The sequence below is a fragment of the Rubripirellula tenax genome, assembly GCF_007860125.1.
GTDB classification, from domain to species: domain Bacteria; phylum Planctomycetota; class Planctomycetia; order Pirellulales; family Pirellulaceae; genus Rubripirellula; species Rubripirellula tenax.
Window position 1 is genome coordinate 149145 of sequence record NZ_SJPW01000005.1, and the last position, 15071, is coordinate 164215.

General features: G+C 55.1%; 9 protein-coding genes and 1 pseudogene. 5 read left to right on the top strand and 5 right to left on the bottom strand.

What is annotated here, in order from left to right; translation table 11 throughout:
- The first annotated feature begins 195 nt into the window (after window positions 1-195).
- The 5 genes from Poly51_RS18775 to Poly51_RS18795 all read left to right on the top strand — a co-directional run bounded on the left by Poly51_RS18775 (window position 196) and on the right by Poly51_RS18795 (window position 9278).
- Window positions 196-1344, top strand: coding sequence for a DUF1552 domain-containing protein (locus Poly51_RS18775; protein ID WP_246114602.1), 1149 nt, complete (start codon window positions 196-198; stop codon window positions 1342-1344).
- A complete protein-coding gene (locus Poly51_RS18780; protein ID WP_246114603.1) occupies window positions 1344-3917 on the top strand; it encodes a DUF1592 domain-containing protein in 2574 nt (857 codons plus the stop codon). Before Poly51_RS18775 ends, Poly51_RS18780 begins: the two co-directional genes overlap by 1 nt.
- Before the next feature lie 223 nt (window positions 3918-4140).
- A complete protein-coding gene (locus tag Poly51_RS18785) occupies window positions 4141-6522 on the top strand; it encodes a glycosyl hydrolase family 95 catalytic domain-containing protein (protein WP_146459335.1) in 2382 nt (793 codons plus the stop codon).
- A gap of 142 nt (window positions 6523-6664) precedes the next feature.
- Window positions 6665-8176 (top strand): sialate O-acetylesterase, encoded by a 1512-nt coding sequence (locus Poly51_RS18790; RefSeq protein ID WP_246114604.1) that lies wholly within the window; start codon window positions 6665-6667, stop codon window positions 8174-8176.
- Window positions 8177-8450: 274 nt separating this feature from the next.
- Window positions 8451-9278, top strand: a complete 828-nt coding sequence (locus Poly51_RS18795) for a sulfatase family protein (protein WP_246114605.1) — start codon at window positions 8451-8453, stop codon at window positions 9276-9278.
- A 391-nt stretch (window positions 9279-9669) separates the two neighbouring features.
- On the opposite strand, the gene Poly51_RS18800 is transcribed toward Poly51_RS18795, so the two are convergent.
- The 5 genes and pseudogenes from Poly51_RS18800 to ltrA form a co-directional block, all read right to left on the bottom strand.
- The gene (locus Poly51_RS18800; protein WP_186775658.1) at window positions 9670-11217 is read right to left on the bottom strand and encodes an alkaline phosphatase D family protein; all 1548 of its coding nucleotides are present in this window, start codon (window positions 11215-11217) and stop codon (window positions 9670-9672) included.
- Between the two features lie 323 nt (window positions 11218-11540).
- Window positions 11541-12887 (bottom strand): DUF1552 domain-containing protein, encoded by a 1347-nt coding sequence (locus Poly51_RS18805; RefSeq protein ID WP_186775659.1) that lies wholly within the window; start codon window positions 12885-12887, stop codon window positions 11541-11543.
- Between the two features lie 14 nt (window positions 12888-12901).
- Window positions 12902-13222: a DUF1585 domain-containing protein gene (locus Poly51_RS18810; protein WP_186775660.1), complete on the bottom strand. Its 321-nt coding sequence runs from the start codon at window positions 13220-13222 to the stop codon at window positions 12902-12904.
- A pseudogene (locus Poly51_RS31620) lies at window positions 13211-13267 on the bottom strand (hypothetical protein); the annotation flags it as partial. The pseudogene Poly51_RS31620 and the gene Poly51_RS18810, both read right to left, overlap by 12 nt.
- A gap of 166 nt (window positions 13268-13433) precedes the next feature.
- Window positions 13434-14918: a group II intron reverse transcriptase/maturase gene (gene ltrA, locus Poly51_RS18815; protein WP_146459339.1), complete on the bottom strand. Its 1485-nt coding sequence runs from the start codon at window positions 14916-14918 to the stop codon at window positions 13434-13436.
- Window positions 14919-15071: the final 153 nt, after the last annotated feature.

Here is a 15071-nt window from a genome sequence, read left to right on the forward strand (position 1 = left end):
TCCAAGCCGTACCGATAACGACCGTTAGATACTCACGTATCGAAGTGAAAAGAAAACATGATGGCTAGAGACAATTTGACGATCGACCGACGTCGTTTTCTCCGTGGCAGCGGCGTTGCAATCGCTCTGCCGTTTTTGGAATCCCTTGCAGCGCCGAAGCGTTTATCTGCCACGGAAAAATTAGCCGAAACGCCCATGAGAATGGTGTGCATCGGTCTGGAATACGGTTTGCAACCTGCCGAGTTCTTTCCGAAAGCCGTTGGGCGAAACTACGAGGCTTCCAAGTTGCTGGCCCCGCTGTCTGCGATCCAAAACGACTTCACAGTGTTCTCGGGATTGGATCACGCTGGCGTCAGTGGTGGGCACCGCGCCACACATACGTTTTTGTCGGGAATCATGTCCGATCAGGCAAAGTCTCATCCAGAAGGAAACATCACCGTCGATCAAAAGGCGGCCGAGTTCGTCGGTGCCAAGACGCGATTCCCATCGATGCAGCTCGGACTTGGCGGGGGCGGCGTTTCGTGGACGCGAAATGGAGTGAAGATCCCACCCAAAACGAGTCTGCAATCAATCTTTGACGAGATGTTTCTTGATACACCGGAATCGACCAAGAAACAGCTTTCGGATTCCTACAAGGTCGACGGCAGCATCCTTGATCTCGTGATGGAGGACGCGGCGGCGCTTAAAAAACTAGGAAGTCAAAATGATGCAGAGAAACTCGATGAGTTCTTTACCTCGATCCGCGAGGTCGAAAAACGAATCGTCCAGTCGTCCGCTTGGCTGGAGAAATCCAGGCCGAAAACGGACTACACGCTGCCGGGTCGAATGCCAGACAGCTTCTACGAGGAAGTGCCTCTCTTCTACGACATGATGAAGCTCGCGTTGCAGACCGATTCGACTCGTGTGGTGTCCATGGGAATCAACGAATGGCGAGGCTCATCCGGACTGCCGGGGGTGACAAAGGGTTACCACGACCTGACGCACCACGGCCACGATCCCACCAAGCTCAAGCAGCTTTCCATCATTGAAACGTTTCATACCGCTCAGCTTGCGAGATTCCTTGAAAGCATGAAACGCACCCAGGCATCCGAAGACGCTTCATTGCTCGACAAGACAATGGTGCTCTTCGGAAGTGGCATGGGCAACGCGAGTTCTCACTCGACCCGCAATCTTCCCATCATCCTCGCCGGAGGCGGCTTCGAGCATGGCGAGCACAAGACTTACACGGCCAGCAACGGAGAAGACACACCTGCCTGCAACTTGTTCTTGTCGATGCTGCAGCGTTTCGGAGTTGAATCAGACCAATTCGGAACAAGTACCGGAACACTGGAGGGATTGAACTGATGGCCAGAAGTTTTCGGCGTTCCCGCCGCACCGAACAGACCCACTACCGAAAACGCGATGTCTCCTTGATATCGTTTGGTCACTGCGTGGTCTTCGCCACAATGATGATTCAGGGCGTGCTGATCCCAGACTCACGGATTCAGGCACAAGCGGTCGAAACTGAATTCGACCAAAGTGCTTTCGTGCGAGACAACTGCATTCGCTGCCATAACGCAGAGGAGCAAAAAGGTGACCGAAGTTTCAGTTTGCTGGATTCGGACCTCGATGGAGAAGAGGCCGCTCGCCAATGGCAAGACATCCTTGACGTGCTCAACCTTGGTGAGATGCCTCCCGAAGATGAACCTCAGCCTAAGGCGGATGAAACCAAGCAATTCGTTGCCGTTGTCACGCGCCAACTGCAAGCATTCTACGAGTCAAACAAAGCAAGCACGGAATCCCACGTTCGTCGATTGAATCGTTACGAGTATCGAAACACGATTCAAGATCTGTGTGGCATCAACCTTGAGTCCTTCGACCCGACATCCTACTTTCCGGTCGACGAGCGAAAGGATGGGTTCGACAACATTGGCGAAGAATTGGTCTTCTCCGACTACCTCTTGCAGCGTCAACTCGATGCCGCGTCGCAGGTCATCGACAAGGCGTTCCATGCGAACACGAAAAACGATACGACGCTCGAGCGGTTCATGCCCAACGACATGTGCAATCGCAAGTTTCATTTTCGACCGCAAATTACTTTTATGGTCAACGTCGACGGCAGCTACGTGGACGTAGGGCACGGCGATAAAAAGTCGGACCGTGTTCTCTCGAAGAACTACAAAGGAGTTCCGGCGGACGGCTACTACACGATTCGGGTCAAGGCCGAAGGAATCAATCGCGAGTATCCCTACGATCCCAAACTCATGCGGGTCAATCGCGACGAGCCGATCACGATGGAGGTACTTGTCGCGAATCCAAGGGTCGGCGGTCGTTTAACTGGCAACCCAACCGATCGAAGCATCGCGGTTGTCCCGCTCAAAGACCATGAGGCCACGATTTACGAGTTTCGGACCTGGATGGACAAGGGATTCGTTCCACTGGTGCGATATCTCAACGGCCCTTACCCAATCAAAGCAACTTTGAGACGGATCATTCCCAAATACCACCTCGATGCGGTGCCGAGTAACTGGCTCAGTGGGACTGCTGACCATCCTGCCGAGCAATTGGATGCCTGGATATCGGACGTCTATCAAGGCCCACGCATGCGAATTCACCACATTGAGCTGGACGGCCCCGAACCCATGCCGGCAAGCATCGCCAGCCGTACCGTTTCATTGGGAAAAGAGTCTGCGGACACGCACTCCATCGACCCTGGAATTGCGATCGAAGGATTCTTGTTTCGGGCGTTTCGTCGGCCGCCGCGTGAATCGGAAATCAATCGCTATCGAGCATTCATGAACGCTCGACTGACATTGGGGGAATCCGAAGAGACGGCGTTGCGCACCACTTTCAAAGCCATTCTGTGCTCACCGAACTTTCTTTACGTCGAATCGCCTCACGACGAATCAGATCCGGCCGACACGGCATTTCGACTTGCCTCCCGACTGTCCTATTTGCTCTGGAGTTCCATGCCGGACGACGAATTGTTCGAGTTGGCGGAAAACGGAAGACTCGTCGATCCCGATGTGCTGGTTGCTCAAGCCATGCGAATGCTCAAGGACCCCAAAGCAAACGCATTCACCGAGCATTTTACCGACAGTTGGCTGCGTCTGAATGACCTCGGATCGATGCCGCCCGACCTCAAGAAATTCGCCGCTTACCACAAGCTGAACCTTCAACCGATGATGATCAGCGAGACTCGCCTGTTCTTTGATCACATTCTCAAGAACAACCTGAGCATCGAGCATTTCATTGATTCGGATTTTACGTTTCTGAATCAACAGCTCGCCAATCACTATGGCATCAAGGGTGTCGACGGCGATGAATTTCAAAAAGTGTCGCTGCCGCCCGAATCCATGCGAGGTGGTTTGCTGGGACACGCGAGCATTCTGACGGCGACATCCAACGGCGTGGAAACCTCACCGGTCACTCGTGGGATTTGGCTACTGGAAAACATACTTGGAACCCCACCATCGCCTCCGCCGCCCGATGTCGAACCCCTCGAACCCGATATCCGAGGCGCCACGACCATCCGGGAGCAGCTTGAGAAACACCGTAAAGTGGCAACCTGTGCGGAGTGTCATCGGAAGATTGATCCGCCTGGCTTCGCACTCGAGAGCTTTGACCCCATTGGTTCCCTACGCACTGTCTACAGCAGTGGAAATGAGAAGTCGCGCAGAGTAGTCGATACAGCCGGCAGACTCGCGACCGGCGAGGAATTTCAAGACATCACGGAGTTGAAACAACGACTGCTTGAGCGCAAAGATCAGTTCTCGCAATGTCTCACTGAGAAAATGCTAACCTACGCACTCGGTCGAGAGCTCGTCTTCCAAGACCGGCCCCATGTCGATGAGATTGCCGAAGAGCTTGCCCACCGCGGTTATGGACTCCGAGATTTAGTCGAACTGACGGTTTCAAGTCAACCGTTTCGTGACTAAGCATCGAGCGAAAGGCGACAATAAGAAGCAGCTCGATGCTAAGCACTTTCGCGGGAGTCTTTTTGTGTAATGAGCCGACAGCGCTAGCTGCGGGTATCAGGCGGCACCCGCGGCTAGCGCCGTCGGCTCACTAATTTAGCGGTATTGGGCCTTAGCCGACGTCCCCCACCATGAATGCCACGGCTTCAAGCGTCGCACGCCAATCCTATCGTGGACTCGCGCCATGCCCCCCGTACTTTTCGTGAACCTAAAGATGAACTTCGCAATTAAGACCGTCAGCTTCCATGTTTTGCTACTGGCTCTCGTCGGCTTACCTTCGCCAACCAGCGCGGAGGTGACGAACGAGGTTGATTGGTCCAGTTTTTTGGCTCGTCACGATCTGGTTTGGACGCGTGCACCGATGGCCTGGCACGACGGCCCGTTTCTTGGCAACGGTATGCTGGGATCGATGCTGCACCAGACGGATGATCATCACCTGCGAATCAGCCTGGGACGCGCCGATGTGGAAGATCATCAGACAAAGGGGCAGCCCTTTATCTCCCAATCGCGGCTTCCCAACGGTTACTTCAAGCTAAAAACGTCTGGGAAAATCACCGGCTTCAGCGGTCGACTCGACCTGTACAACGCGGAGGCTCGCGTTCGGGTGACCACCGATCGTGGCACGATTGACATTCGCGGCATCGTCCACAGCGACGACATGGTGATCCTGTACGACCTGAAGCCGTCAGATGGCGAAGTCGCCATGGAGTTGGATTTCATTCCACTCAAAGCAATCGCGCCGGCTCGTTTGCAAGCGGACCGGGAGGTCGCCAGCAAGGGTGACAAGGCGCATCCCAGCCGCAAAGGATGGGCCGCAGCACCTTACCAGTACAATCCCGAGCCCGTATTGACGAAGATTGACGGCTACCATGTGTCGCAGCAGTCTTTAGTCGCTGGTGGAGAAACCGGAACCGCCTGGACCATCAAGAACCGTCCCGACGGAGCGAAGCAATTGCTTGTTTCCATCGAGCATAGCTTTCCCCAAGCCACGGCGGCGAAGAACGCCGTCGACCATCTGAAGAAGATCAACGATGAGTCGATGGAAAGCTTCGTTCAGCGGCATCGTGTCTGGTGGCATCGCTATTATCCAAAGAGCTTCCTGAGTCTCGATGACACTCGCATGGAGAGTTTTTACTGGATTCAGGTCTATAAGTTTGGTGCGGGCGCTCGAAAAGGTCGCGCGTTCATGGACACAATGGGGCCTTGGATGGTCGAAAACACCGCCTGGGCGAACGGCTGGTTCAATCTGAATACTCAGCTTTCTTATTGGTTTCTTTCGACCGCGAATCGACTGGAAGTCGCCGAGAGTCTGTTTACAAAGTTGGACGAGAAGCTTCCAACTTTGGTCGCCAATATGCCAGATCAATATGGCGGCCAGTGCGCCGGCATGTCGACGATCGTCCCGCAGACCTTCATCAGCAAGTTTCCCAGCGGCAAGCTTGGGTTCACCGGCGAACTGCTTTGGACGTGCCATGACTATTGGCTGATGCTAGAGCGAACAATGGATCGGCAACGCACTACTGAAAAGTTCTTTCCACTGCTGAAAAAGTCGGTCCATACTTATCTGCATTTCATGGTCGAGGGCGAGGATGGGTTGATTCACTTGCCCCACACACGATCCCCAGAATACGGGGCGGGCGAAGATTGCAATTTCAATCTGGCTCTATTTCGCTGGGGGCTACGCACTCTGGTCAACATCGACGATCGATATGGCATCAACGATCCGCTGCTTCCGAAGTGGAATGACGTGCTCAGCCGATTGGTTGATTATCCGAAGAACGAAAATGGCTTCATGGTCGCCAAGGACTTCCCCTTCGAGCAATCGCACCGTCATTACTCTCACTTGTTGATGATCTATCCGATTTGCGAGATCAACATCGACCAACCCAAAAATCGAGACTTGATCGCCAAGTCAGTGGATCACTGGATCAACTATCCCGGTCGAGGGAACGCAGGCTACTCGTGGAGCGGCGCGGCGGCGATGTATGCGTTGCAGGGCGATGGCGAGAAGGCAGCAGGATACTTGAATACGTTCTTGAAAATGCAGGAACTCTATCCCAACAATCCGGCAATGATTCATCCAACAACGATGTACACTGAAACCAAGCGAATCCAGCCGGTGACCGAAACACCATTGTCGCTGTGTGATTCCCTGCAGTTGATGCTACTACAAAGCTGGGGCGACAAGATTCGAGTTTTCCCCGCCGTACCGGCGTCGTGGAACAATCTTTGTTTTGATGGAATGCTTGCGGCCGGTGGGTTCAAGATCGGCGCCGTACGCACCAACGGAAAGACGCAGTTCGTTTCCGTCGAAAGCTTGGCCGGATCACCGTGCATCGTGCGAACGGACGTTTCAGAAATGGACGTTTACATCAATGGCGTCGCAGCAACGAAGCAGCAAGTAGTGAAGAACGAAGAAGGCTCATGGGAACTCGATCTCAAAAAGGGTGACGAGGCGATCCTGACGTCAAACGCACTGAAAGACACCGATCTGCGAATCCAGCCTGTTGCCGCCAACAAGGCGACGCAAAATTCATTCGGACTCAATGATGTCCATTTGAATTAGACTTGGATAATTGGGATTCGGGCCCAGAAAATGGATTCATACGGCGGATGGGTGCGATAGTCTGAACCGATTTTGGATAGCAGGGAACCTTCGGCACTCGGTATTTGCATCTTTGATGACATCCCAAGCAAGGAATTGAAAAATGGAACCGAACGCTCGCGTTACCCGGGCAGTGTCCGCCCGAACGATGATCGTCATGACAGTGTGCTGGGGATCGATGTGCTCGTGTGCGACGGCGGATGAGAGCATGCCGCTTCGGTTTGCTGGCATCTTTGGTGACCAAATGGTTCTGCAACGAGAATGCAAGAACGCGATATGGGGCCAATGCAGCCCCAATCAAAACGTGACGGTTCTTGCGTCATGGTCGGACCGAACGGTCACGGCGGTGGCGGACGATGCGGGACGATGGAAAGCAACGATCGACACCCCTGAAGCAGGAGGCCCGTTTGACTTGACGGTCGCAACCAACGATCAAGAAGTTCGGCTGCGTGATGTGTTCGTTGGGGAAGTATGGATCTGTTCCGGCCAGTCCAACATGCAGTGGAAAATGCGTGGCTTCGGATTGGAGCATTTCAAAGAAGACGTCGACAAAGCGAACTACCCTCGCATCCGTTATTGCGAAATCCCCGCCGTGATCGCGTTGGAAGACCAGGACGACGTTCTCACTAAATGGACAGTGTGCAATCCGCAAACGGTATTGAATTTGAGTGCGGTTGGCTATTTCTTTGGCTCTCGATTGCACCAAGAGTTGGATGTTCCGATCGGGTTGGTGTCGACCAATTGGGGAGGATCGTCGGCCGAGGCCTGGGTCAGCCCCGACGTGCTGCGTCAGGATTTTCCCGAGTTCACCGAGACGCTCGATGGGTACCCGGCAATCGCCGAGAAGACTGGCGTTCTTTATCAGCGCGGCAAACCCGCCCCCAAAGGAATGAATCAACGTAGTCCAAGCGTGCTTTACAACAGCATGCTCAAGCCGTTGATCCCGTTCTCGTTTCGCGGCGTGATTTGGTACCAGGGCGAATCCAATGTTGAACGCCCCAAGCAGTATCGGACACTCTTTCCCGGTTTGATCCGTGATTGGCGGAATCGATGGGGCCAAGGCGACTTCCCGTTCTACTTTGTCCAAATCGCTCCGTTTGTTTATAAAGACAAGCCGGTCAGTGCCGCGTATCTGCGGGAAGCGCAAATGATGACGCTGGCGGAGCCCAACACGGGGATGGTGGTGACGATGGATGTGGGCGATTTCACCAACATTCATCCCAAACAAAAGAAGCCCGTCGGCGAACGACTCGCGCGACTCGCCTTGGCTCGCGACTACGGACGTGATGACTTGTTGGCATCCAGTCCGATTTACCAGAGTCACACCACCGAGGACGACTCGATTCGGATCCAGTTTGCGCACACGGGCGGTGTTTTGATGGCAAGCGACAGTCAGCCGTTGACGCATTTCATGATCGCCGCAAACGACCAACACTTCGTCGATGCCGACGCAATCGTCGACGGGGAAACCATTGTCGTTCGCAGTGAGAATGTGACCGCCCCCGTCGCGGTGCGATTTGCATGGGGCAGCGGTGACATGCCGAATCTTGTCAACCAAGCCGGCTTGCCAGCGTCGTCATTTCGAACCGATCAATGGGCCATCGAACGCGAATGAACATGGGATGCTCAACATCAAGTCCGCTCGCTCAAATGCGCGCCGTCTTCGGGCGATCGAACGGGTTGTGGTTGCCCTGGACTGGGACCGCATTGATTTGCGGTGTTGTCAGGTTTTCGATGACGGGCGATAGGCAATTTAAAAGGACGCAAACGATCGCTGTATGCGGGTGGTATTCGCGTGCCGTTTATCGCCCGCTGACGACTCACAACAACGCCAGTCCCAGTCACAAGAACCCGGATAACTTCGTTCGCAACGGGAACCCGTTGGCGAAATGATCGGCTACTCGGCTCCCTTGGTCTCGACCGAAGTGGCGAGTTGGTTGAGCAAGAAACGGGACAAATCCAAACCCTTTGCGTTGTCGGTTTGGGTTCACGAGCCTCATGCACCGATCGCGACGGATCCCAAGTTTTCTGGTCTGTATGACGGGCACGAGAACAGCAAGTACATGGGCAACATCACTCAAATGGACCATGCCTTGGGCAAAGTCATGCAGACGTTGGATGATGAAGGCGTAAGCGATAACACCTTCATTTTCTTTACATCGGATAACGGCCCGGTCATTAAGTTTGGTGGAACGACGGGTGGCCTACGTGGTCTCAAGCGTAGTGATCACGAGGGCGGCATTCGCGTGCCCGGTGTCGCGCGTTGGCCGGGGAAGATCGCACCGGGATCGATCAGCGATGTCCCGGTCATTGGCACGGATATCTTTGCCACGGTACTCGCAATGACGGGCATTCCGCTACCGGACGATCGCACGATTGATGGCGTCAGTATGATTCCGGCGTTTGCGGGAAAGCCGGTCGAGCGAAAGGTTCCGTTGTTTTGGCGGACGCATGTTTCGCCACCGGGCGATCGTGTGGCATTACGGATCGGTGATTGGAAACTGGTCGGCGACGAAACACTGACCAAATTCCAGCTCTACGAGATCCAGAAGGACTGGAAAGAAGAGCACGATCTGGCTTCGGCGATGCCTGAGAAAACAGCCGAGATGACAAAAAAGCTGCTGGAGGTTTGGAAGTCCATCGAAACCGAAGGTCCCAACGAGTGGTGGGAAAGCGAAACCCAAAAGCCCATGAAGGGCGGCAAGCTGAGCTACTGATCCACAGCTTCCTTTGGGCTGATCCGATGGAAGGGTGCTGAGGAACGAGCGGGAAATAAATGGACGATGGGCACTCTTGCCCGTCGCGAATATCTCGGGCAAGCGTGCCCGAGTTGCGACGGTTATTTTCCGCTCAGTGCTGAGGAGGTTTTGCAGGCATGGCCCCGATGCGTTGATCGTTCGGCGGATTCTTTCTTTCGAAACCCGCCTCCTTGAAGTGCGATGGCCTGGCATCGCACTCCAAAGAAGGACCACAAAAGCCAGACCTTCGAACGACATCCGTTCCGGGTACTGCCCATCCTTGTGTCGGATGAGCGATCTTTGTGAGTCGGATTCGAAGAAAAGTGATGGCCCATTGTGCTTGAGGGCATTCAACACAACTCAACCCCGTTCATTCCACCTGGATCGTTCGCGGCCAACCGGGAACGCGATCCGGCACCGGCTGGCGCGCATCATTGAAGAGGTGAATGTCCAACGTGATTTCACGCTTGCCTTTGTCGAAGAACGCCATGCCGTAGCCTTTGTAGCCATCGGCCTTGCCGACCAAAGTGAGCTTGTTGCCGAACCGATCATGGTGATTTCCCGATCCTTCAATACCCTCAATCGCGTTGCCTTGCGGTGCGACCGATGGTTTCCAACGGCGGTTTTGATTGGAGGTGAAGCCGGGCACCGAGAACGTCCAAGGACCGTCACCCCAGTCGTCAATGCCGTTCTGAAACAAAGTGCCGTAGTATATGTCTCCGCATAGCATCACGGCCTTGGAGGGCGCGATCGCTCGCAGTGCCCGATCGCGGGCCGACTGAGGCCAACCATTGGAATCCATGTCGCCGAAATGCGGCTCATAGTTGCCCACATTGGCGTACGGTGATTGACTCAGCACAGCAGCCAGGTTGCCGCTCTTGAAAACATCGTTGGCCCATTGTCTCACGAAGTCTTCCTGCGATTTTCCAAGCAACTGCAAACCGGGTTGATCCAATTTGCCCGCATCAAAGTCAGCCCATTCGATGACTTCCATGTTTGGGGCCATCTGCGATGCGTCCGGGTCACTCACCGGTGCGTCGAGCACCTGGGCAGGAGCGGACTTGAACTTCCGATCTTCCAACAGCGCGAAACTGACACCGCCATAATTCAATGAAGTGTAATACGCTAGAATGCCATCTCCCCACGGACCGGGATGAGCCGCGTCGGGCAAATGCCAAGTTTGCACTCGCTCCACCAGATTGACCCACTTTGGTTCCATGTTGTAACCACCCGTGGTGCGATTCCCTGGCATACGAATCCCGCCTCGCCCCCAAAGGTCATCGGCGTAGACATCGTGATCGTCCGTGATGATTAGCGAAGGGCGATCCTTGAGTAGCTCCTTAAACATCAATCCAAACTTTCGCCACTTGGCGAGCACATTCGCCATCGCGGCGGGGATGTCCGCTTCACTTTGCGTGTAGATAACCTCGCCGCCCGCGTTGGATTCATAGAGCTGGTCGCCTCCAAAGAACAGCAGATCGGGATCTTGATCGATCACATGCTGCACGGCGTTGGTTTGCGGAAAGAACTCGTCCTTGATGCAGGCGAGCACGGCGAGTTTCAAGACGCCACCTTTCGCCTTGGGTTCGGCCCGAATCGTTCCCTCCAGCTTGCTGTCGCCACACAGGACCCGGTACGAAAACACTTTGCGATTGTCCCAGTCTTCCACACGAAAGGCGGCCATCGCGGTGAGTGGTTCCACTTCCGCTTCGGCAACCGTTTCCCACTCGTCGCTGATCTTCATCAGCAGTCGCGCCGTCGCCGGTTCGGGATGCAGCGGGTCGGCATCGGTGTGAGCGGTCAGCTTCAAGACTCCGTTGGCCTGAGCGTATTGCGTCCAAAGCAGCGCCGGCGACGCCGATGCGGGGATGCCAAGGATAAGTAATCCCGTGAGGGCGGCGAGGAGTCTTGCAGTCATCATGAAATTTGCGAGTGCGTGGTTGGGAAGTGGTGAATGCGTGCCGATCGAAACGAGTTCACCGCGACGATCGGATAACGAATCGAATCGAACGAGTTCAGGAACTGTCCCGAAACAACCTCCGGATTCTAAATGGTGGCACGGCGGTCCCCGCCGTGATTCACGGTGGAGACCACCGTGCCACTATCCGACAAACTCGGGACATGGATTCGGGACAATTCCTTAGCATCCCGTGAACAATAAGTGACGAATTCGTAGCACAGGCTGCCAGCCTGTTTTGCAGGCTAGCAGCCTCACTACGCCATTTATAGTTCACGCGATGCTTAGATGATCTCGCCGATCACCCCATCGGCCTCGCCGCCTTGGAAATTCTTGGGTACCGGCACATCCATCACGCCGAACATGGTTTGCCAAAGGTTGCCTAGGTAGGCGTTCTCCTTGACGACGTGCCCTTGGTGTTTCACTCCGATGCCACCCCCGCCGCAAAGGATGGCGGGCAAATGGTGGTTGTTGTGAGCGTTGATGGTTCCGCCGGACGATCCCCACACCACCATCGTGTGATCCAACAACGTGCCGTCGCCCTCCTTCACTGATTTCAATCGGTCCAGGAAGTAGGCCCATTCCTCCATGTACCACGTGTCAGCTTTGGTCCACCAACGTAGCTTGTCAGGGTCCTCGCCGTGATGCGTCATTTCGTGATAGCCGTAGGGGTTGCCCTCGCCCTTGAATGCGCCGGTGCCATCGGAATTGTCCATGCGAGCCATGTAGGAGATCACGCGGGTGCTATCGGTTTGCAACGCAAGCGTGATCAAGTCATACATCAGCCGTTGATAGCGACGATAATCCAGGCCGCTGCGTGTCGGGTCGAGGCCCTGTTCATCGCCAAACTCGGGGGCGTCGACGGACGGCTTCGGTTCATACAACCAAGTCTTTTCGACTTGCATCTGTTTCTCGAGGTCACGGATTCCCGTGAAGTATTCGTCGAGCTTTTCGCGGTCGACTTTACCGAGACGATCCGCGAACGCACGGGCTTCGCCTCGCACCGAATCCAGCACGCTGGACCGCCTCGCAAACGCGGCTTCACGCTCGGCAAGTGTGTCAGCGGTGTCGGGGCGGAAGAGCTTGTCGAACAGCACGTGCGGCCGGTTCTCTGCCGGAATCGGCGTGCCGCTGCGGCTCCAAGAAAGCGTGTTGTCTTGCGGGTTGCCAAACCCTGTTCCACGTCGGATGCCGAGCGTTAGCGAAGAGTATCGCGTCTGGTGACCGATCGCGTCGGCGAGTTCCTGATCACAAGAGACGCGAAGTTTGCTGCTGCTGGCGTGCGTGTTGGTTCCCGTTAAAAAAGTGCGATCGCCACCGTGGCCGCCCGAATGAGTCAGCTTGAGTCCACTGACGGTGGTGAAGTCGCGACGATGACGCTCGAGTGGCTGCAAGATGGGCGTGATCTCGTAATCCGGCCCCGTCGTGGTGGGCGTGAAGTCGCGGCCGTTGAGTCCGAGTCCCCACATGCAAAAAACGGAACGCTTGGGAATTTCGTCAGCCGCCATGCCACCGGCCGTGTCGGCGCCGCGAGCACAAACGCTCATCGTTTCCAGCCACGGTAGTGCCAGCGTGATGCCGGTGCCTCGAAGAAACGCCCGACGACGAAAGGGTGAGGGTGAATGATTCATGTTGATCCTAAAACTCATTTCGATTGAAAGATTTCACTGGCAACAACTTCGCGGATGAGCGTCCGCATCTGGTAATCATCACTTCGCACGGAATCGGTGATCGTTTCGACAGTCTGACGATCGGCGTAACCGACCGGGCGAGTCAAAGCGTACGTCAGCATCTTTTCGACTAGGTTGCGGGTGAATGCATCGCGCCGCGCCAGCAATCCCGCCTTGTACTCATCCAGCGACGCGAACGAATCACCCTCGGGGAACTCGCCGCTGACATCGATCAACGGTGCGTTCTTGCCGCGGAACCCTTCGCCGTTGGCTTGGGTGCGCCACTTGCCGATCACATCGTAGTTCTCAAGTGCGATCCCGAACGGGTCGAGCTTCGCATGGCATGGGCGAGTAGACCGAGGTCTCTTTGGCTTAGGCTAAGCTTTGTGTTCACTGTTTGCCACTGGTTTCCCGTTGTGGTGTCACAATATTATAGCCTTACCGCATTGACCCCTCGGCCCCTCTCAGATCCGGACGTGCGCCGTTAACGCATCCGGCTCCCCGACTTCACTTGGCTCTCGCACGTAACGACTCACGGTTCATTGCGATCAGATCCGTCAAACTCTTCGGACTCGCCAAGGGATGCAGTTCCGTAAAGCAATTGAAAGCGTCCCAGTTCAAATAGCTCTTTTGACTACGGCGACTCAAATGTCGTTTCGCCATCCGACGAACCTTGCTGCGGTACGCCATCAGCATCGGCCAATTGTCATTGATACCGTAATACTGATAGTGGCCGCGAAGCTTCGCGTTCAGAACTTGCCACATCTCGCCGACCGGAGTCGAGAGCTGATGATGAAACCAAAGACGCATCTCGGTTAACTTCACACGAAGCTTCTTCCCTGACGTTTTCCTTTTCAGCTTGAACTTTCCGGCTCGCGAATGCCCGCAGTAGTGAGTGAATCCGAGAAAGTCGAACGTCTGTGGGGCGCCTTCGCCGAGTCGCTGGTGATCGCGACGTGCGAAGCGTCCAAAACGCATCAACTTGGTTTTCTCCTCGGCGACTGACAGAGAGTAACGGCCAAGTCGCTTCGGCAGCACCAATTGGTATCTCAACGCATCCGATTCGTGCTCGAAGCAACACACGAAATCATCAGCGAAACGCACGATGTACGCTTCGCCCTTGAGTCGTGGTTTGACTTCTTGCTCGAACCACTCGTCCAACACGTAATGCAAATACACGTTGGCCAACAGCGGTGAGAGACTAGCTCCCTGAGGAACACCGTCTTCGGTGGCCTGCAACTTCCCGTCGATCATCACGCCTGCCTTCAAGGAACGGCTAATCAGTCGCAGCAACTTCGGGTCGCTGATTCGCTTCCGCAACAGCTCTTCGAGTCGCTGGTGAGACACGTTGTCAAAGAATCCTTTGACATCGGCGTCACTGATCCAGTTCACTTTCCGCGTGGCGATGATCCCGCCGAGTGTCGACAATGCCTCGTGACACGATTTGCCTGGACGGTAACCATACGAAGTGTCGTAGAAGTCTACTTCGTAGATTTGCTCCAAGATCATCACGACTGCGCGTTGGACAAGCTTGTCCTCCACGCAAGCGATACCAAGCGGTCGCGTTTTCCCATTCCCCTTGGGGATGTTCTTTCGCAAACTTGGCATCGGGCGATACGCGCCACGATGAAGTCGTTCGAGAAGGTCTCGAAGGTTCGCTTCGAGTCCTTCTTCGTAGTCCTCTATCGTTACGTTATCGACGCCTGGCGTTTTACCTCGTTTAAGTCGGCGAAAGGCGTACCACAACAGCTCATAGTCGAGCAGTGAGAAGAGATTGTTGAAATCTGCTCCCGGGTGCGTCTTCGCTCTTTGAGAGATGCGATCCAGCCGGGTTAGCACCGAGTTTCCGTCACTGAGTACGGTCGGTGTCCGATCTGAATCGCGTGAAATCTCGACCCGCTTCCCTGCACCGACATTACTCGGCTTGTCGCTTCCCGATTGGCAGTCGGGCTGCTGCGGTACTACTGGGTCGTCCGATTCCCTGAGAGTCATTTGTCTTCGTCGCTTATTCCACTTCTTGGACATACTCGATCGATCTAGACTGGAGGCCGTGTATCGATCAAGAACCTCAGGGCCTCACTGGTTGCCTGATTGACATTGTGTGTAGCGCGAGCGGGGCGCCGACTCCGGGTCTCCGCTTGAGGC